General features: G+C 66.9%; 24 protein-coding genes. 5 read left to right on the top strand and 19 right to left on the bottom strand.

Going from position 1 to position 18,457, the window contains the following annotated elements:
• Positions 1–6: 6 nt before the first annotated feature.
• The 3 genes from RQP54_RS14085 to RQP54_RS14075 form a co-directional block, all read right to left on the bottom strand.
• Positions 7–315 (bottom strand): single-stranded DNA-binding protein, encoded by a 309-nt coding sequence (locus RQP54_RS14085; protein WP_315679015.1) that lies wholly within the window; start codon positions 313–315, stop codon positions 7–9.
• Positions 316–337: 22 nt separating this feature from the next.
• Entirely contained in the window at positions 338–889 is a 552-nt protein-coding gene (locus RQP54_RS14080) for a hypothetical protein (RefSeq protein ID WP_315679014.1), read from the bottom strand.
• Between the two features lie 190 nt (positions 890–1,079).
• Positions 1,080–1,709 (bottom strand): TetR/AcrR family transcriptional regulator, encoded by a 630-nt coding sequence (locus tag RQP54_RS14075; protein WP_315679013.1) that lies wholly within the window; start codon positions 1,707–1,709, stop codon positions 1,080–1,082.
• A gap of 68 nt (positions 1,710–1,777) precedes the next feature.
• Here RQP54_RS14075 and RQP54_RS14070 point away from each other — a divergent pair, with 68 nt between their 5' ends.
• Positions 1,778–2,248, top strand: a complete 471-nt coding sequence (locus RQP54_RS14070) for a hotdog fold domain-containing protein (RefSeq protein ID WP_315679012.1) — start codon at positions 1,778–1,780, stop codon at positions 2,246–2,248.
• Positions 2,249–2,344: 96 nt separating this feature from the next.
• On the opposite strand, the gene RQP54_RS14065 is transcribed toward RQP54_RS14070, so the two are convergent.
• The 5 genes from RQP54_RS14065 to RQP54_RS14045 all read right to left on the bottom strand — a co-directional run bounded on the left by RQP54_RS14065 (position 2,345) and on the right by RQP54_RS14045 (position 7,543).
• Positions 2,345–2,911 (bottom strand): hypothetical protein, encoded by a 567-nt coding sequence (locus tag RQP54_RS14065; RefSeq protein ID WP_315679011.1) that lies wholly within the window; start codon positions 2,909–2,911, stop codon positions 2,345–2,347.
• Positions 2,912–3,006: 95 nt separating this feature from the next.
• The gene (locus RQP54_RS14060) at positions 3,007–3,462 is read right to left on the bottom strand and encodes a hypothetical protein (protein ID WP_315679010.1); all 456 of its coding nucleotides are present in this window, start codon (positions 3,460–3,462) and stop codon (positions 3,007–3,009) included.
• Between the two features lie 79 nt (positions 3,463–3,541).
• Positions 3,542–4,495, bottom strand: coding sequence for a histone deacetylase (locus tag RQP54_RS14055; RefSeq protein WP_315679009.1), 954 nt, complete (start codon positions 4,493–4,495; stop codon positions 3,542–3,544).
• A 16-nt stretch (positions 4,496–4,511) separates the two neighbouring features.
• A complete protein-coding gene (locus tag RQP54_RS14050) occupies positions 4,512–6,443 on the bottom strand; it encodes a putative bifunctional diguanylate cyclase/phosphodiesterase (protein ID WP_315679008.1) in 1,932 nt (643 codons plus the stop codon).
• 164 nt (positions 6,444–6,607) lie between these two features.
• On the bottom strand, positions 6,608–7,543 hold the full coding sequence (locus tag RQP54_RS14045; protein WP_315679007.1) for a LysR family transcriptional regulator: 936 nt from the start codon (positions 7,541–7,543) through the stop codon (positions 6,608–6,610).
• Positions 7,544–7,674: 131 nt separating this feature from the next.
• Between RQP54_RS14045 and RQP54_RS14040 the strand changes: the two genes are divergently transcribed.
• Both RQP54_RS14040 and udk read left to right on the top strand, forming a co-directional pair.
• The gene (locus tag RQP54_RS14040) at positions 7,675–8,286 is read left to right on the top strand and encodes an FMN-dependent NADH-azoreductase (RefSeq protein WP_315679006.1); all 612 of its coding nucleotides are present in this window, start codon (positions 7,675–7,677) and stop codon (positions 8,284–8,286) included.
• A gap of 134 nt (positions 8,287–8,420) precedes the next feature.
• Complete coding sequence (gene udk / locus RQP54_RS14035; RefSeq protein WP_315679005.1) at positions 8,421–9,083, top strand: uridine kinase; 663 nt, start codon at positions 8,421–8,423, stop codon at positions 9,081–9,083.
• Between the two features lie 4 nt (positions 9,084–9,087).
• Here the strand turns inward: udk and RQP54_RS14030 are convergent, their stop codons facing one another.
• The 3 genes from RQP54_RS14030 to RQP54_RS14020 all read right to left on the bottom strand — a co-directional run bounded on the left by RQP54_RS14030 (position 9,088) and on the right by RQP54_RS14020 (position 10,542).
• The gene (locus tag RQP54_RS14030; protein ID WP_315679004.1) at positions 9,088–9,507 is read right to left on the bottom strand and encodes a polyketide cyclase/dehydrase; all 420 of its coding nucleotides are present in this window, start codon (positions 9,505–9,507) and stop codon (positions 9,088–9,090) included.
• A gap of 76 nt (positions 9,508–9,583) precedes the next feature.
• Positions 9,584–10,087 carry a GNAT family N-acetyltransferase gene (locus RQP54_RS14025; protein WP_315679003.1) on the bottom strand — a complete coding sequence of 168 codons (504 nt, stop codon included), beginning with the start codon at positions 10,085–10,087 and terminating at the stop codon, positions 9,584–9,586.
• Complete coding sequence (locus tag RQP54_RS14020) at positions 10,087–10,542, bottom strand: rhodanese-like domain-containing protein (protein ID WP_315679002.1); 456 nt, start codon at positions 10,540–10,542, stop codon at positions 10,087–10,089. Before RQP54_RS14020 ends, RQP54_RS14025 begins: the two co-directional genes overlap by 1 nt.
• An 84-nt stretch (positions 10,543–10,626) precedes the next feature.
• Between RQP54_RS14020 and RQP54_RS14015 the strand changes: the two genes are divergently transcribed.
• Positions 10,627–12,087, top strand: a complete 1,461-nt coding sequence (locus RQP54_RS14015) for a PLP-dependent aminotransferase family protein (protein WP_315679001.1) — start codon at positions 10,627–10,629, stop codon at positions 12,085–12,087.
• A 13-nt stretch (positions 12,088–12,100) separates the two neighbouring features.
• Here RQP54_RS14015 and RQP54_RS14010 read toward each other — a convergent pair whose 3' ends face one another.
• Positions 12,101–12,748, bottom strand: coding sequence for a hypothetical protein (locus RQP54_RS14010; protein WP_315679000.1), 648 nt, complete (start codon positions 12,746–12,748; stop codon positions 12,101–12,103).
• Positions 12,749–12,795: 47 nt separating this feature from the next.
• Positions 12,796–13,305 (bottom strand): hemerythrin domain-containing protein, encoded by a 510-nt coding sequence (locus RQP54_RS14005; RefSeq protein WP_315678999.1) that lies wholly within the window; start codon positions 13,303–13,305, stop codon positions 12,796–12,798.
• 118 nt (positions 13,306–13,423) lie between these two features.
• Between RQP54_RS14005 and RQP54_RS14000 the strand changes: the two genes are divergently transcribed.
• A complete protein-coding gene (locus tag RQP54_RS14000) occupies positions 13,424–13,933 on the top strand; it encodes a GNAT family N-acetyltransferase (RefSeq protein ID WP_315678998.1) in 510 nt (169 codons plus the stop codon).
• 28 nt (positions 13,934–13,961) lie between these two features.
• Here RQP54_RS14000 and RQP54_RS13995 read toward each other — a convergent pair whose 3' ends face one another.
• The 6 genes from RQP54_RS13995 to RQP54_RS13970 all read right to left on the bottom strand — a co-directional run bounded on the left by RQP54_RS13995 (position 13,962) and on the right by RQP54_RS13970 (position 18,454).
• Entirely contained in the window at positions 13,962–14,582 is a 621-nt protein-coding gene (locus RQP54_RS13995; protein ID WP_315678997.1) for a pseudouridine synthase, read from the bottom strand.
• 5 nt (positions 14,583–14,587) lie between these two features.
• On the bottom strand, positions 14,588–15,517 hold the full coding sequence (locus RQP54_RS13990; protein WP_315678996.1) for a M14 family metallocarboxypeptidase: 930 nt from the start codon (positions 15,515–15,517) through the stop codon (positions 14,588–14,590).
• 103 nt (positions 15,518–15,620) lie between these two features.
• Positions 15,621–16,256 carry an SPOR domain-containing protein gene (locus RQP54_RS13985; protein ID WP_315678995.1) on the bottom strand — a complete coding sequence of 212 codons (636 nt, stop codon included), beginning with the start codon at positions 16,254–16,256 and terminating at the stop codon, positions 15,621–15,623.
• 222 nt (positions 16,257–16,478) lie between these two features.
• On the bottom strand, positions 16,479–17,072 hold the full coding sequence (locus RQP54_RS13980; RefSeq protein ID WP_315678994.1) for an NAD(P)H-dependent oxidoreductase: 594 nt from the start codon (positions 17,070–17,072) through the stop codon (positions 16,479–16,481).
• Between the two features lie 57 nt (positions 17,073–17,129).
• Positions 17,130–17,576, bottom strand: coding sequence for a MerR family transcriptional regulator (locus tag RQP54_RS13975; RefSeq protein WP_315678993.1), 447 nt, complete (start codon positions 17,574–17,576; stop codon positions 17,130–17,132).
• Positions 17,573–18,454 (bottom strand): TraB/GumN family protein, encoded by an 882-nt coding sequence (locus RQP54_RS13970; RefSeq protein WP_315678992.1) that lies wholly within the window; start codon positions 18,452–18,454, stop codon positions 17,573–17,575. Before RQP54_RS13970 ends, RQP54_RS13975 begins: the two co-directional genes overlap by 4 nt.
• Between the last annotated feature and the right edge of the window lie 3 nt (positions 18,455–18,457).

The raw sequence follows: 18,457 nt of genomic DNA, 5'->3' as shown, positions 1-18,457 counted from the left end.
CAGCGCTTATTGGCCGCTGGGTGGGTAGGCCGTCAGCACCCGGCTGGCCACCATGTCCAACGCAGGCTTGGTGTTGCCCTGCTTGTCGCTCCACACCTTGGGCGTGAGCGCACCGGCCAGCGCTACGCTGTCTCCGTCGTCCAGGGCCAGCAGCGCCGCGCAGGCCTCGGGCGCGAAGGCGATCACGTTGACCACCACGGCTTCACCGTCACCCGCCGTGGCGCGCACCTTGGCCACGGCGAAGCGCGTGGCGTTCTTGCCCTCGCGCTGCTCGGCCACACCCACCAACCTGCCCGATACGAGGCCATCGATCACAGTAGTTCCTTGGTTCGTCGATTCAGGACGGCTGCAACAGATCGTCGCGGGCCTGCTGGTTGGCGCGGACGATTTCGGCGTCCACGTGCGCGTCGGGGCTCAGGGCCTGGATGCCCTTGCCCAGCGAGCCGCCTTCCTTGGTGATCTCGGCCTTGAGCGCGTCGAAGGGAATGCCCAGGTTGTTGCTGGCATGGGCCGCGGCCACGAACTGGCCGAAGTTCTTGAAGCCCGCTACGGCGTCGGGCATCTCGGCCGGGGTCTTGGCGATGAGCGGGGCCAAGCGGTCGGCCAGCTTGGGGTTGGCAGCCAGCTGGTCGGCCACGGTGTGGCGGCCCTTGGCGCTGACCTTTTCCGGTCGCTGCTTGTGCTTGCCCTGCTTGCGCTGTTTGACTTGGCTGACCGTCTTGGCCTGCTTGGCGTGCTTGGTTTTGGCAGCGGCCGTGCGGTGCTGTGGACTCTTGGCTGAACTGGCATGGCTGGCTGCGCTGGCCTTGGTATTGCCCGCAAAGCTGCCCATGGAAGCCCCCAGCAACAGGGCAGCCAGCACAGGAACGACGAGGCGAGAGGTGAGCATGGGTAGGTTCAAAAGAAATCGAAAGATGGGAAGTGTTGCGGCGGTCTGGCCATGGACAAGGCACGGTGCCAAAACCTGCCATTGTCCCGCACCTGCGCGTGGTGCACGGCCACCGCGCACGGCATTTCGAATTGCTATATTTTCAGTAGCTCATCACGCATATTTCATAAGGGCCAAGGGCCAATTGCGCTCAGGACTCCAACCCGACGGCACGCCAGGCGGCATCTGCAAACACCGTGGCCATGTCTTTTGGAGGCGTCTGCACCCGGCCCGACAGCCAGGCGCGGCCGTAGTTCTCTGCCGCGCCGATGAGCAAGGAGGCATAGGCCTCGCGCGGCAGGGCACGGATGCTGCCCTGGCGCACGCCGGTTTCCAACCACTGCAGCAGGCTTCCGTAGCGCTGCTTGTTGCGCTGGGCCAGCGCATCCTTGTACGGGCCATCGGCCACGCTGGCGCGGGCCTGCACCATGAAGCGCGCCAGCTCGGGCTGCTCGGTCATCCACGCCATGAAGGTGTGCACCAGCGCGTGCACGGCTTCCTGGGCGCTGCCTGCGCCTTCGATGCGGGGCTGGGCCTGCGCCATCTGGTCGTCCAGCGCAGCGAAGAACAGGGCTGCCACCAGACCGTCCTTGTTACCGAAGTGGTGGTAGATGGAGCCGATGCTGCTGTTTGCCCGCTCGCGGATGGTGTCGATGGTGGTGGCCGCGATGCCCGCTTCGTTGAAGCAGCGCAGCGCCACGTTCAGGATCAGACGCTTGTGCGCCTTGCGCGCGCCCGGCTCCACGCGCTCGAACAAATCGGGTTCCGTCGGTTCAACCATAGAGTGATTGTACTAAAACATTGTTCTAGAATCTTGTTCTGTTTTAACCACCACGGAGCAAGCACCGCATGAGCAACACCCTGAAAATCTGGCAACGCATGCAATCGCAACCCGGCGGGAAGTGGCTGTTTTCGCGCCTCGTGACCTTCAAGGCGCCGTATTTCCGCAGCATCCGCCCGCAGTTCGACGAGCTGGAGCCCAACCGCTGTCGCATCCACATCCCCAAGCGGCGTGCGGTGCAGAACCACCTGGGCACGGTGCATGCCATTGCCATGTGCAACATGGCCGAACTGGCGGGTGGAACCATGACCGAGGTGAGCGTGCCCGCCACGCACCGCTGGATACCCAAGGGCATGGAAGTCGCCTACCTCAAGAAGGCGGAAACCGACCTGGTGGCGGTGGCCAGCCCAGCGGCAGGCACGGACTGGACGCAGACGGGCGAGCACCAGGTGCACGTGGAGGTACGCGACACACGCGAGCAGCTGGTGTTCCGGGCGACCATCGCGATGTGGGTATCACCCAAGAAGCCACGGGCATAAGGGCAGCAACAAAAAGCCCAGCGCATGCTGGGCTTGATGGTGCAACGCGGCGCCAGCGCTGCGCCCCTTGCGCAGACACACACGCGCCGCAGGGCGTCAGGAGGTTTGCTTGAGGTCGTCCTGCGCCTGCTTGTTGGCCTTGTTCTCTTCGGTATCGGGGTTGGCCTTGGGGCTCAGGGTCTTGATGGCCTTGCCCAGCGAGCCGCCGTTGGCGGTCATTTCGGCCTTGAGCTTGTCGAACGAGATGCCCAGGTTCTGGCTCACGTGCATGGCGGCGGTGAATTGGCCCAAGTTCTTGAAGCCGGCTGCGGCCGTCTTCAGGTCGGCGGCGCTCATGCCCGAGAGTTTGCTCAGGCGGTCGGCCAGTTGCGGGCGGTCAGCCAGCTGGTCGGCAGCCGAACGCTTGCCCTGTTCCTTGTCAGCAGCAGACTTGTGCTGTTCGGCCTTGCCCTTGGCGTCGTCACCACCCTTGTGCTGCTCAGCCTTTTCTGCCTTCTCGCCCTTTTCGCCGCGTTCTGAGCCGCGATCGCTTCCACGGTCACCGCCGCGATCGCCACCACCACCGCCACCCCCACGGTCGCCACCACCGCCACCGGCATAGGTAGCCATGGACAGGCCCAGCAGCACAGCGGCCAGCGGGGCAATGATTCGGGAAGCTTTCATGGCGTATCTCCTTCTGGTTGAAGCCAGCCGCAGTTGTACTGCGTTGGCGCGCCGTGTTCAACGTACTTTGCCGTTCGTTGCAATTGACCGCGTACCTAGGGCTGGGACGGCACCGAATCCAACCATGCCAAGGCGGCTGCCTCGCTGGGAAAGATGCGCATGTTCAATCCTGCCGCAGCGTAGGCCTGGGTCAACTGCGGCCCCAGCAGGGTCCCTCCCTCGACATCGGGGGCAATCACGTACGCCATGCGCTGCGGCGCGATGCCCTCACCACTGAGCCGCTCCAGCATGCGCTGGAATTCCCGCATGGGTTCGGGCCCGAGCAGGACACTGCCGCGAAATACGCACAGGTGGTCAAACGGACCGTCCACGCACAGGCGGCGACACCAATCCACGATTTGCTGATCCAGATGACGTGCAAGTTCCACGTTGAACGGGCCTTGCGCAAAGCCCACCAGTCGCCTTCCCTCGCAGTGAAAGCTGGCCTGACCGTGCGGCGCAAACCGGCGCGGGTTGGACGGAGGCAGCGGCTCGTTGGACGAAGGGCGCATGACGGTCTCCATTCGGCTGAGGGGGACAAGGGGGCGCGATGCCAGTCTAGCACCGCAGACCACGCAAATCCCATGGCGTTTATGCCTTGCCAGCGGGTGTCCCCCCACCCCGGCGGCGCTGCCAGCGCTCCCAGTACTCCAGCGCAATGCGGTACGTGTTGACCTGTACCTGCACGGTGGTTTCCAGCGTGTGGCCGTAGCCACCGCCCATGGCAAACGCGCAGGGTATGCGGCGCTGCCAACACCAGTCGAACACGCGCCTGTCGCGCGCCATGAGGCCGTCGAACGTGAGCTTGAGCCGCCCCAGCCGGTCGCCTTCGTGGGGGTCGGCCCCCGCCAGGTACAGCACCAGAGCGGGGGCAAAGCGCCGCTCCAGTTCCGACAGCGCGTGCTCCAGCGTTTCCAGGTATTCGGCGTCGCCCGCGCCGTCCGGCAGGCCCAGGTCGAGCGTGCTGGCTTCCTTGCGGAACGGGAAGTTCTTCTCGCCGTGCAGCGACAGGGTGAACACGCTCGCATCGCCCTGGAAGATGCGCGCCGTTCCATTGCCCTGGTGCACGTCGAGGTCGATGATGGCAATGGGCAGCGGCGCCTGGCCACCCTGCTGCACGTGCGCGTACTGCAGCGTGCGGGCGGCCACGGCGAAGTCATTGAACACGCAAAAGCCTCCGCCCTTGTCGGCATAGGCGTGGTGGGTGCCGCCGGCAATGTTGGCCGCCAGGCCCTCCCGCTGCGCACTGCGTGCTGCCGAGAGGCTGGCACCCACCGAGCGCCGCGCCCGTTCGGCCATGGCCGGGCTCCAGGGAAAGCCGATTTCGCGGTACACGCTGGCCGCCAGCGTGCCGTGGTCTATGCCCTGCACGTACAGCGGCGTGTGCACGAGTTCCAGTTCGTGGTCTTGCGCCGGTTCGGCCTGGCCCAGCCGGACCTGCGGCATGTCGGCGAGCGCGTCGCGCAGCATGCGGTACTTCTCCATGGGAAAGCGATGCCCCGATGGCAGCGGCAACACGAACTGGGTGGCATAAAAAACCTGCATCGGCAGTTCCCGATGCTCAGGCAAGCGCACCGGCGACCAGGTAGCGTGCCTGGAACTCTTCCAGCGGCATGGGCTTGCCGTACAGGTAGCCCTGGAAGGCCGGGCAGCCGTGGGTAGCAAGAAAGTCGCGCTGGGCCTGGGTTTCCACGCCCTCGGCGATCAGGTCCAGCCCCAGGTTCTGGGCCAGCGCGATCACGGTGAGCACGATGGCGGCATCCTGGGCATCGGCCTGCACGTCGCGCAGGAAGGATTGGTCGATCTTGAGCTTGTCGATGGGCAGGCGGCGCACATACGACAGCGAGGAGTAGCCGGTGCCGAAGTCATCGAGCGCCAGGCGCAGGCCCATGGCGCGCAAGGCGAGCATCTTTTCGATGGTTTCCTCGTGGTCATCGATGAAGACACTTTCCGTGATTTCGAGTTCCAGCCGCTGCGGCGCGAGTGCGTGGCGTTGCAGCGTGGCACGCACCTGCTCCACAAAGTCGCTCTGGCGCAGCTGCTCCACGCTGACGTTGACGGCCAGCGTCCAGCGGGCGCTTGCCGGGTCGTTTGCCCAGCGCGCCAGCACCGAGCAGGCTGCGTCCAGTACCTGCTGGCCCAGCGCCGGAATCAGGCCCAGGTCTTCGGCCAGCGGAATGAATTCGCCGGGGGGAATGAAGCCAAGCTCCGGGTGCTGCCAGCGCGCCAGCGCCTCGGCGCCCAGCACCTTCGCGTCGAGGTCGAACTGCGGCTGCAGGTAGATGGCAATCTGGCGCGCAGCAACGGCGTTGCGCAGTTCGGTCTCCATGCGGGTGCGTGCGTCCACTGCGGCCTGCATGGTCGGGTCGTAGAACTGCACGCAGTTGCGCCCGGCGTCCTTGGCCCGGTACATGGCCATGTCCCCATGGCGAATGGCATTGGCCGCGTTGTCGGTTTCCGGCCCCACCAGCACGGCCCCGAGGCTGGCGGTACAGACGAAGTCCTTGCCGTTCACGGCAATCGGCTTGCGCATGGCCAGCAGCAGCTTGCTGGCCACGATGTTGGCCTTGGCCAGGGCAGCAGACTCCTGGTTGCCCAGGTCTTCCAGCAGCAGCACGAACTCGTCTCCGCCAAAGCGCGACGCGGTATCGGACTCGCGCAGCAAGGCTGTGAGGCGGCGTGCCACTTCCAGCAGCAGGGCATCGCCGGCCGCGTGGCCCTGGGTGTCGTTGACGCTCTTGAAATGGTCCAGGTCCATGAACAGCACGACGCTGTAGTCGCCATGGCGCTGGTAGCGCGCAATCGCGTGGGTCAGGCGGTCCTGGAACAGGCGGCGGTTGGGCAGCCCGGTCAGCAGGTCGTGGTTGGCCAGGTGGTCGAGGTTGCGCTCCGACTGCCTGACCCGCGCCACTTCCGCGCGCAGGGCTGTCAGCGCGGCGCGCATGTCGTTGGCAAACAGCGTGCTCACGGCCGTGAAGGCCAGCAGCATGAGCCCGATGTAGACCAGGTCGTTCCAGCCGATGGGCGGCATGATGAAGCTGTGCAGGCCGGACACGCTGAGGTAGATCATGGTGGCCACGGCCCCGATCATGGCCAGCAACAGCAGTTGCGCATTGCGCCGCGAAGTGAGCATGATCGCGACCAGCAGGATCGAGGGGTAGGCCAGCATGGCATCGTTGAACGGCCCCTGGAATTCGCGCATCGAGAACGTGGCCACGCCAAACACCACCCACACGGTGGCCACTGCCGCACGGTCACTGCGGCCGCTGCTGCGCTGCCGGTGGAAGTAGCCCACCACCACCAGGCCGGCCAGCACCACGGCGGCGGTGAGCGGGTCACCATCGAGGTAGTTGGCGACAGCGCCCAGACCGAGTGTCCAGGCGGTGATGGTGTTGATCTGCACGAAACGCTTTTCGAGCACGTCCCGGCCCGACGCGAGCAGCAGCGCAGGGCGGTTGCGGACGAGGGCATTGAGCAGATCTCGGGCTTTCATGGAGCCGCTGGCGCGAAGGCCGCTTGCGTGATGGTGACGGAGTCATTGTAGTCAGGCCTCTGCCGTGCGCCAAGCGCACAGCGCCATGGTGTTGCTATGAAGCTGATAGCTTCCTGCCCAATATCCACGCCGGGATAGCGCCCGTTTTGCCCCGAAACGGGGCCTCAGTCGCCTTGCGGGCACCCCGCCGGCAGCAGCGGCATGCCCTCCACCGGGGCGTGTTCACCCAGGAAGTCGAGAAAGGCGCGCACCGCCGGGGCCAGGCCACGGCGCGAGGGGTACACGGCGTGGTAGATGCCGCGCGGCGGGGCCCAGCCAGGCAGCACGTGCACCAGCCGGCCGTCCTCGATTTCACGGCGGCACATGTAGTCGGGCATGAAGCACATGCCCACACCGTGCACGGCGGCAAACTTGAGCGTGAGCAGGTCGTCGGCCACGTAACGCGGCTGGTGCTCCAGCGTGTAGCTGCCCCCTTCAGGTCCGAGCAGGCGCAGGGTGGCGCGGCCATCCACCGCGCCCATGGCCAGGGTGTCCATGTGCAACAGGTCCTGCGGCGCACTGGGGCGGCCCTGGCGCTCCAACTGTGCCGGGCTGGCCACCAGAAAGGCCTGGGATTCGCCGAGCTTCTTCACCACCAGGCTGCCGCTGTCGTCCAGCGAGGGGCGCACGCGCAGGGCCACGTCCACGCCTTCTTCCACCAGGTCCACCACCCGGTTGCTCACGCGCATGTCCACCTTCACCAGCGGGTAGCGCGCCAGGAACAGGCCCATGATGGGCCCCACGGTGCTCTGCGCCAGCGTCACCGGGCAGGCCACGCGGATGGTGCCGCGCGGCGCGCTGTGCACCTGCTCCACGGCCTGCGCCGCGGCTTCGGCGGCGTCGCGCACGGCCAGGCTGTGGCGCAGGTAGACCTCACCCACCTCGGTGAGCGAGAGCTTGCGGGTGGTGCGCTGCAGCAGGCGCACGCCCAGGCGCGCTTCGAGTTCGGCCACGCGCCGCGAGAGCGTGGACTTCGGCACCCCCAGGCTGCGCCCGGCGGCGGCAAAGCCCCCCTGCTCCACCACTTCGGCGAACAGCAGCATGTCGTTGGTGTCGTGCATTCGGCTTCTCCTGATGGGGCGTTATTGTTCCAAATTCAGAACAATGAAACGCATTTTCGCTTACTTATCAATCATTGGCTTGAATATGACAATTATCCCATCGACACCAACCGCCTTTGAAAGGATTTGTCATGAAACTCTTGCACATCGATTCGAGCATCCTGAACGCCAACTCGGTTTCGCGCCAGCTCACCGCCGACACCGTGGCCCAGTGGGTGAAGAGCCACCCCGACACCACCGTGGACTACCTGGACCTGGCCCTGGAGGCTCCCAGCCACCTGGACGGCGACTCGCTCGGTTTCCGCGCCCCGGCCGGCACCCAGCACACCGAAGCCCAGCTGCGCGAAAACGCCATTTCCGAAGCGCTGGTGAGCCAGTTCCTGGCCGCCGACGTGATCGTGGTGGGTGCACCGCTGTACAACTTCAGCATTCCCACCCAGCTCAAGGCCTGGATCGACCGCATTGCCCAGCCCGGCCGCACCTTTGCCTACACCGCCGAAGGACCCAAGGGCCTGGCCGGGGGCAAGACCGTGATCGTGGCCTCCACCCGCGGTGGCGTGTACTCCACCAGCGACTGGGGCCGTGCTGCCGAGCACCAGGAAAGCTACCTGCAGACCGTGTTTGGCTTCCTGGGCATCACCGACGTGCGCTTCGTGCGTGCCGAAGGCCTGGCCATGGGCGAAACGCACAAGGTAGCCGCCCTGCAGCAGGCCGCCAACGGCATCGCCCAGCTCGCTGCCTGAAGCCCTCCCGCCTGCACCCAGGCCAGCCCCCGGCCTGCGGGAGCTGGCCTTTTTCTCGTTGGGGCGTGCGCGCCTTGTGGGACGGTCGGAGCCACTTGTATGATCGCCGCATCACCCGCCACCGCCTGCCGCCCATGACCGACTCCACCTTTCCCACTTTCGTCATCGGCGTGGCCGGGGGCAGCGGCAGCGGCAAGTCCACCGTCACGCGCGAAGTGCTGGCCTCGGTCGGCGCCGAGCAGGCCGCGGTGCTGATGCAGGACGACTACTACCTGGACCAGCCCACGCTGTCGTTCGAGGAGCGCTGCAAGCTCAACTACGACCACCCCGACGCCTTTGACTGGCCGCTGCTCATGCAGCATGTGGCGGCCCTGCGTGCCGGGCAGGCGATCGAGATGCCGGTGTACGACTTCACGGTGCACCGCCGCTCAGAGAAGACCATCACCGTGCGGCCGGCGCCCATCATCGTCATCGAAGGCCTGTTTGCCCTGTTCGACCCCGAGCTGCGCAAGATGATGTCGCTCAAGGTGTTCGTGGACACGGCCGCCGACGTGCGCTTCATCCGCCGCCTGCAGCGTGACATGGCCGAACGCGCCCGCAGCGCCGACAGCGTAATCGAGCAGTACCTGAGCACCGTGCGTCCCATGCACAAGCAGTTCATCGAACCCACCAAACGCAGCGCCCACGTCATCCTGCCGCACGGCGCCAATGGACCGGCGGTGGACATGATCACCACCAAGGCGGTGTCCTTCATCCGCGCACTGCAGGCCACCCCAGCTTCACGCCCCGGGGCGTGACCGCTCAGGCTGCCATCCAATCGCGCTCGGCCTCCCGCACCAATGCGGACAGGACGTCATCGAAGTCTTCCGTGATGGCGGCGCCGATCTGTGCAGCGTCCGGGCCCGTCACACGGGCGGCGTAGACCAGCTCCAGCGGCTCACCCACACGTTCGACGATGCGGTGCTCCACGGAGACGCAAATGTCACCCATGGAGGTTTCGTCCGTGAAGGAAACGCCCTCTTGCACCTGTGTCAGACGAAAGGGCATGGGGTCCTGACCACTGGGGGTCATGGAAAACTCCGCGCCAGCAACGAACGGGCCCTTCAGTTCGGCATGGGCGGTACCGGGGTTCCAGGTGGACCAGCGGTTGACATCCGACCACAGGGCCCAGACGGCTTGGCGGCTGGCAGTGGTGGTGGTCTTGAATTCACGGAAAAACATGGCGACTCCTTGTGGTTGAAGTCGACAGTGTGCGCAGGGGCTCCTGACAACGTGGTGTCAGGAGTGCAGCCAGGCCTTAGCGAAATTCCCGAAGCCACTGGCACGCCTCGGAGCCCTGCAGTGCCAAGGCAAAACGCTGCTTGGCCTGCGACCTGGCACCGAGCCGGTGGTAGAAGCGGATGGCGCCTTCGTTCCAATGGGGCGTCTGCCATTGCAAGTTGGAGCACCCCTGCGCACGTGCGAAGCGGATCGCCTCCTCGACCAGCAACTGCCCCGCACCAAGCCCACGCACTGGCGCGCTCAGGTACAGGCAGTCCAGGTGGGCAAAGGGTTGCGCCGCCAGGGTGGCCCAGTCCAGCGTGACGCTGGCATAGCCCACCGCGTCCTCGCTGCCCGACTGCTGCAACCACCAGGCGTGCACCCGGCCACTGGCCAGTGCGGCCTGCAGTCGCTGCACATGCCCTTGCGCCACGAAGTCGCATCGCTCATAGGTAGCATGGGCTGCGCACAGGGGCGAAAGCAGTTCGGCGTGCTCAGGCTGCGCGCGGTGCACCTGCCACGCACCCTGGGGCTGCGGCATCAGCACGCGCACTCGATGGCCGGTGCGTCGGCGGGCATGGCGCCGGGTTCGCTGCCCGTCGCAACCGGCTGGCCGTCGCGCACCCAGAAGTCCAGACCACCGAGCATCTCCTTCACGGTGAAGCCCAGGCTGGCGAGCTTGTAGGCCCCCTTGGTGGAGCCGTTGCAGCCGATGCCGTCGCAATAGGTCACGTACACCTTGCTGCGGTCCAGCGCGGCCGTGCTTTGCGCCGTCATCAGCCGGTGCGGAAAGTTGATGGCGCCGGGCACATGGCCGCGGGCGTACAGCAGCTCGGAGCGGGTATCGATGACCACCAGAGCGTCTACCCCAGAGCGCAGGTCTTCGGCCACGTCCCAGGCGTCGGCGTGGAAGCTGAGCTTGTGGGCCATGAATTCGGCGGTCTGGGCCGGGTTGGCCGGGGCGTAGGCAAGAACCTGGGATACGGGCTGCGTCATGGGGAACTCCTTGTTGGACAGGACTCCACTGTAGAAATGATTGGTCTTATGATTAATACCAATATTTAAACATCTATAAGACCAATGGAATCCACCCAACCCAGCTTGTGGACCACGCTGTTCGAAGGTGCTCCCGGCGCAGGAGGCTTGCGCGAGCGCCTGTGTGCGGCGCTGCGCCAGGCCATGCGCAGCGGTAGCCTGGCGCCGGGCCAGCGCCTGCCCGCCAGCCGCGTGCTGGCACAGGACCTCGGGGTCTCGCGGGTGACGGTAGAAGCTGCCTACGCGCAGCTAGAGACGGAAGGCTATGTGCTGCGCCATACCGGGCGCGGCAGCTTCGTGGCCGAGCTGCAAGGCGGCCTGCAGGCCCCGCCCGCGTTCCCCAGCCCAACCGCCCGCACACCAGCCACCCCGCTCGCCTTGCTCTCGCAGCGCGGCCAGACGCTGGTGGACACCGGCGGCTGCCAGGAGCCACTGCAGCTGCAGGCCTTTGCTGCCGGCAGCCCCGACCTGCGCGCCTTCGACCACGCCCTGTGGCGCCAGCTCAGCGCGCGCCAGTGGCGCACCCAGCCGCAGGCCCTGATGCGCTATGGCGACCCGCAAGGCCGCCAGGACCTGCGCGAGGCGCTCACGGCCTACCTCACGCAGTCGCGCGCGGTGGCCTGCACGGCCCAGCAGGTGCTGGTGCTCACCAGTTCGCAGCAGGCGCTGCAGCTGCTGGCCACCACCCTGATCGACCCGGGCCAGCGCGTCTGGGTCGAAGACCCGGGCTACCGCGGTGCACGCACCGCCTTCGAGGCTGCAGGTGCCACGCTGGTGCCGCTGCCCGTGGACGCCGACGGTCTGGTGCCCGACTTCAGCCTGCCACCGCCCCGACTCATCTACCTCACGCCTTCGCACCAGTACCCCACGGGCCACACGCTGAGCCTGGCGCGGCGCCTGGCCCTGGTGGACTACGCACGCCGCCACGGCTGCTGGATCATCGAGGACGACTACGACAGCGAGTTCCTGTACGACGGCCGCGCCACGCCCAGCCTGCAGGGGCTGGATGGCGGTGAGCGCGTGATCTACGTGGGCACGTTTTCCAAGACGCTATTCCCGTCGCTTCGCCTGGCCTATGCCGTGCTGCCGCCGGCGCTGGTAGCACCGCTGGTAACGGCACGCAGCGTGATGGACGGCCACAGCGCCCAACTGCCCCAGGCGGTGACGGCCGAGTTCATGGCCCAGGGCCACTTTGCCGCCCACCTGCGCCACATGCGCCGCCTGTACCGCAGCCGGCGCGACCTGCTGCTGCAGGCGCTTGCAAAGCACTGCCCTTGGGCGCAACCCTTGCCCTGCAACGGTGGCCTGCAACTGGGTGTGCTGCTGCCTGCGGGCTGCGAGCAGCGATTGACCCGCGACGCCGCGGCACTGGGCGTGGCCACGCCGCAGCTGGGGCCCTTGTATGCCAAATCTTCGGCAGTGGATGGCTGGTTGCTGGGCTTTGCGGCTCTGGAGCCGGCTGAGATCGAGGCCGCGGCGGAGCGCCTGGGCCGGCTGCGCCCCTGACCGCCGACGCCGCTCACGCCGGCAGCGGTGCCGTGTGCCCAGCCGCTTCCATGCGGTCGCGGTAGTGGCACAACGCCAGTGTGGTCAGGCGCAGGTAGGCGTTGGCATTGGCATTGATGTGGTCTTCCATCCACAGGGCTCCCGAGGTGGTTTCCTGCAGCCAGATGCGGTCCTGTCCGAAACCGGGCACCAGCTGCTGGCGCGGCAGGTCCACCGTCAGCCGGTCGAACGTGCCCCACAGGTATTCGGGGGGGCGCGGACCGCGCCACGAAAACCCATTGGCAATGGCGTAGTGGTGGTTGTTGCCGAAGGTCAGATCCACCAGCTCGCGAGGCGTGTGTCCATGCGACTCGATCCAGCAGTGGTAGGCGCCACCCTGCCCGTTGCCGAAGGCGCGTTCCTCGTCCATGGCGATGACTTCGTGGCCGGCGTCAAACGCAGCATGGCCCGCCACCGGGCGGTACTCCCGGCCCGTGGCAATGCTGGCCACATTCGAGCCCAGCACGGCGTAGGCGTGGCACAGGGAATAGAAGTTGTGCGGGAAATGGGTGCGCATGGTCAGGCGCACCCCCGCTGCCACCGCGGCTTGCACGGTGGGGCTGGGCAGGGCATCGGCCATGGCCGGGGCGCTGAAGACGTCGACGCTCGAATCGGGGGCCATGCCTTGGTATCGGCATCGGCGCCCGCGACTGTAGCGCTGACCGCACGTCAGTCCGGGTGGCGCAGTGCCTCCATGCGGCGCTCGCGTGCCGCCAGGGCTTGTGCCCACTGCGCCTTGCTCTCGGGGTAGATCAAGGACTCTTCCAGCGCAATGTGGTCGTTCATCAGTTCCAGAAACACCTCGGCGTAGCCCAGCAGTTCCATCTCGTCGATCCAGCCATTGCCCGAGGCCAGGGCGCGCAGGCGCGGCGCCAGCTCGATCCAGTTTTCCTCGATCCAGCCGTGGTCCTGCTGCAGCGAGCGCACCGCGGCCGCGAGCTCGTCATTGCCACTGGCCAGCAGCGCGGGGAACACGGTGGCCTCCTCCTGCGCGTGGTGCTGGCGTGAGGTGCCGGAGAAGAACGCTTCCACGGCCTGGGCCTGCTGGCGCACGCTATCGTCAATGCCATGGTCCACCACATGGTGGGCGAGCCGCCCCAGTTGCACCAGGTGCTGCTGGATCTGGCGGTGGCACGCGTCCAGGGCGTCGAAAGGGGGTGGTGTGTCCAGCTTGGCCATGCGCTCCTCCAGAGTCGTGAAGGGCCCCATTGTTGCGTTGCAACAATTCCGCAATCTTGACCGAAATCAAAGTTCCGCCACATCGCGCAGCGGGCAGCGTGCAGGCACAATGGCCGCCATGGCGACACCCATACCCACCTTCGAGTCGGACCGGTTGGTCCTGCGCGCCTTCCGCCAGGACGACTTCGAGCCCATGGCCACGTTCTTTGCCGACCCAGTGTCGGCGTTCTACGGCGGGCCCTGCAACCGCGAGGAAGCCTGGCGCAAGTTCGCGGTCTACAGCGGACACTGGGCGCTGCGCGGCTACGGCCCGTGGGCACTGGAGGAAAAGGCTACCGGGCAGTTCGTGGGCCTCAGTGGCCTGTGGTATCCCGAAGGCTGGATCGAGCCCGAAATCACCTGGGCACTGGTGCCCGGACAGCACGGCAAGGGCTACGCCACCGAGGCAGCCCTGCGGGCACTGCGAGCGGGCTACGAGAACTTTGGTTGGACCACCGCCGTGAGCGTGGTGTCGATGGCCAACAAGGCCTCCCAGGCCGTGGCACTGCGCATGGGCGCCGTGCTGGAGCGCGAGGTGAGCTACCGCCACGGTGCCGCCTACCTCTACCGCCACCGCGCACCGGGCTGAGCCGCAGACCACCGCAGCGCAACAGACGCTACGTTTTCGGTAGCAGCCTACGCTTGTTCTTCGCGGGCTCTGGCCGGATTTGACCCTCCTCCACCAGCAACGGGCGCCACTGGCCCGGCGCCAGGCCGTCGAGCGTGTAGGGGCCGATGGCGGCACGCACCAGGCGCAGCGTGGGGAAACCCACCGCAGCCGTCATGCGGCGCACCTGGCGGTTGCGGCCTTCGCGGATGGCCAGCTCGATCCAGCGGGTGGGAATGGACTGGCGAAAGCGCACCGGCGGGATGCGCTCCCACAGCCCGGCAGGCTCGTCGATGTGGCGTGCCCGTGCCGGGCGAGTCGGGCCGTCGTTGAGCTGCACGCCGCGGCGCAGCGCCTCCAATGCCGCCTCGTCCGGTTCGCCTTCCACCTGCACCCAGTAGGTCTTTTCCATCTTGTGGCGCGGGTCGCTGATGCGGGCCTGCAGTGCGCCGTCGCTGGTGAGCAGCAGCAGGCCTTCACTGTCGGCGTCCAGGCGCCCGGCCACGTACACGCCGGGCAGGTCGATGTAGTCCTTCAGGCCCGCCCAGCGCCCCTCGGGCGTGAACTGGCTCAGCACCCCATAGGGCTTGTTGAAGGCGATCAAGCGGGGCGTGCCGGGTGGCGCAGCCATGGCGCTCAGGCCGGGTGGGCACACACGTAGTCCAGCGCCGCGCACACCACCGCCACCTGGGCGGCAATGCACTGCTCGGGCGTGGCACGCGGGCTGTCGGGGTAGACCTCGGTCGTCGTGGTGTAGCGCGCGTCGCTGATGCCCGCGCACAGGCCCAACTCCTTCATGGCGTAATGGATGACGCCATGTGCCACCAGGGGCGAACCGATGATGCCGCCGTGCGCATCCGCCGGAGCGATGTGGGTGACCTGCTCCACCGCGCGAATCAGCGCCTGCTGGAACTCGGGCTGCGGGTTGGCGCTGTCGTCCACGAGGTAGAAGCCGTCGGGAATGGTGGCGGGCTCGAACGGCTTGCCGTCGCGCGCGGCCACGGCCGGGCGGTATTCGGACTCGTCGCTGTCGGTGGTTTCGTGCAGGTCCACATGGACCGCAAACTGCCCGCGCAGCGGCGCCACCAGGGCCATGAGCGCTGCAGACTCCTGGGCCGGGCTGTTGGGTCGGAAGTTGCGGTTGGGGTCCAACGCATCGAAGTTCCAGCGCTGGATGCGTTCAAAAGCCCAGGGGCTCACGCAGGGAGCCACCAGCAGGTTCACCCGCCCCGCCCAGCGCTGGGCATGGGCTTGCGCGAACCGCAGCGCACCGTGCACGCCGCTGGTCTCGTAGCCATGCACGCCACCGGTGACCAGCACGCTGGGCAGTTCGGCCTTCCAATCACGGCTGCGCAACGCCACCAGGGGAAAGCGCTCGTCGCCGTAGACGACTTCGCCGTAGCGCTGCATGTCCCAGTCGTCGTGCAGGGCCTGCACCGCCGTGAGCACGTCATCGGCATAACTGCGCTGGCGCACCTGGCGTGCGCGCCACTGGGCGACTTCGGCAGCGCCCCAGCGTTGGCCCGGGGTGCCAATGGGGTAGAAGCGTTCGGAGGGAGTATTCATGGAATGGAAAACGGCCCCGATGAGGAGCCGTTGCTATGGTTTCAGGAGCTGCCTACGCAGCATTCTCTTGGACTACAGGCCAATTTGACACCCAATCAGGCCGTCACTTGTGCTGGTACACCACGGCGTCGAGCTTGAGCCCCTTGATCTTCTTGGCCGCTGCCTGGGCCTCGGCCTTCTTGGCATAGGGCCCCACACGCACGCGGGTGAGCGAGCCCTTGGTCTTGGACTCCACCGTGTCGAAGAATACCGGCAAGCCTGCGCCACGCAGGATGCCGACGGCGTTGGAGCCATTGGTGGGCACGGCAAACAGGCCGACGTTGATGTAGAAGCCAGGCGTGTTGGGCACGACGTTGGCTGGCGCGGGCTTGGCGGCCGGGGCCTCAGCCGCCGCCTTGGGCAGCGGGCTCGGTGGCGTGAGCTCGGTGGCCACCGGCGCGGCAGGCATGCTCACGGGGCTGGCCACAGCTACCGGTTCGGCGGGAGCGGGGGCCGGGGCACTGGCGGGAAGGCTGGGGGGAAGCGCCTGCGGTGCGATGGGCTGGGCCTTGTCAGCCAAAGCGGGTGGCGTGGGTACCGGCACGGAAGGCGGAGGATCGCTGAAGATGGCATTCCACACCGCACAGCCACCCAAGGCAGTGCTGGCAGACACCAGCACCATGGCGCGCGCTGCGCGCCGTACCGTGGCAAGCGGCCACTGGCGAAGAGACAAGGCATCGACCGGGCGGAAGGAATTCATGCTGCACAGAAGGGAGTTGTGGGGTCTGCCCGCGACTGTAACGCACTGTGTGCACGGCACCTACCGTGAACCCGCCAGCGCAGCACGGGCCGTTGTCTTGGCGCAACCGCCCCCTGCCTCTTCCAAGTCCTCCGTGCGTCGGCGCCAGGACGGGAAGTTGCAGGCAGTGCTGGCATGGGGGTGAGGCGGAGCAACAACGAAATGGGTGAGGTTGGATGGCATTCACACGCTGCGTCCCAATGCCTGGGCCTCCTCCAGCCATTGCGCCCGCTGCGGTGCATGGGAGTGGATGACTGGCCCCCACAGCCGCGTGCGTCGGGTGCGGATACCGCAGAAGTCCAGTGTGGTCTTGCGCATCTGGTGCACGGCAGGCATGCGGTAGATCCAGCGGTAGTACCACGGCGGTGTATCCAGCGGCACCAGCAGATCGGCCGTGCGCCCGCGCAACAAGGGGGTCGGAAACGAGGCCCCGGGCTGGAACTTGTAGGCGTAACCGGAAGTGAAGGCCCGATCCAGAAACCCCTTGAGCAGGGCCGGCACACTGCCCCACCACACCGGAAACACCCAGGCCATATGCTGTGCCCATTGCATGTCCTCCTGGGCCGCACGCAGGTCCGCCTCCAAAGGCTGGAGATGGGGGTTCGAGCCATGCAGCACCGGGTCGAACGCCAACTCACCCAGGCGCAGCATGCGCACCTGGTGCCCGGCGGCGCGGGCCCCATCGGCATAGGCCTGCGCCAGGGCGGCACTCAGGCTGGTGGACGACGGATGGCCCAGGACAACCAGAACGTTGCGGGCAGAAGCGGTAGAAGGCATGAACGGGAACTCCAGGCAATGAAAGCCCCGACCCTAAGTCTGCCCCTCGGGACAGAGTCAAGCACCGTCTTCGCAGTTCGCCAGCTCGTCGGCCAAAGCGTCCAGACTGCGCAGCAAGGCTTGCAGGCGCGCCACCTCCTGCTGCACCTGCTGGCGCTGACGCTGCACCTGTGCGGCCACTGCGCCCCAGTCCGGTTGCGTGCCGGCGCCGCGCAGCACACCCTGCACATCACCCAGGCGCATGCCCAGTGACTGGGCATGGCGGATGAGCGCGACCTGGCGGACGTGGCGCTCGTCGTACACCCGGTACACGCCCAAACGCGCCACCCGCCCGAGCAAACCCAGCGACTCGTACAGCCGAATGGCCTTGGCGCTGGCGCCGGTGCGACGCACCAGTGCACCGATGTACATGGGCTTTTGTGCCGCTGCACCTTCGGCAGGCGCACACAGCGCCGGATCCACGCCTGCACCGGACACCACCGCCGGTCCCTTGCGTGCCGTCATCGCAACCGCTCCACGCGCAAGCCACGCTGGCGCAGCTGCTGCACCAGACCATCACGCCCCAACAGGTGCATGGCGCCCACCACCACCAGCGTGTTGTCGGGTCCGGGCTGGCGCAGCATCGCCTGCACCAGTGTCAGCCAGGCCCGGTTGCGCGCCACGTTGATGCTCTGGTACAGCGCCGGGTAATCGCGGCGCAGCTCGTGCAGCCCGATGCGTTCGATCGTTGCCTCGTCGGCCTGGCGCCAGGCCTGCAGCAGCTCGTCCATCTGCGCCTGGAAGCGTGGCAGGTCGGCCAGCGTTTCCTGCAGGAACTCCAGCTCGGCCTTCGGTCCCAGGCGGTCGAACAGTGCTATCTGCGACTCGGCGCTTTCCAGCCCATCAGTCGCCTTGCCGGCAGCGGCCGCGCGTGCCATGAAATGCTGGTCCAAGCCCTGCGCAGGGTCCAGACCGACGCGCATGCTCTCGGCACTGATGATCATCAGCGCCACGAACCAGGGTTTGAACTGCTGCAGCGCGTAGGACTGCATGCCGCGCGATGCCGCGTAGGCCTCCAGCGCCTTCCAGGTGGCCGGCGGCAGCGCCTGCTGCAGCGACTTGCCGTCGCGGCGCGTGCCCACCTGCAGCATCAGCGGCGCGACCCGTGCCGGGTCCATGCCCTGCGGCGCCACCTCGAACACCAGCTTGCTGCTGTCGTCGAACGCAGCCTCCACCACCGGCGCCAGCGGGTAGTCGTCTTTCGTGAGCATGTGCATGGAGCCCAGCAGGTACACGCTGTTGTCGGCATCGCTGACCTTCCACAGCAAGGGCACGGGAGGCTGGGCCCAGGCCGCAAAGGCTGCCAAGCACCAGAGCAGAACATGCAGCACTACGCGAATCATGGA

The organism is Curvibacter sp. APW13 (assembly GCF_032337135.1).
GTDB lineage: Bacteria > Pseudomonadota > Gammaproteobacteria > Burkholderiales > Burkholderiaceae_C > Allorhodoferax.
This window is presented reverse-complemented; position numbering and strand designations above follow the sequence as displayed.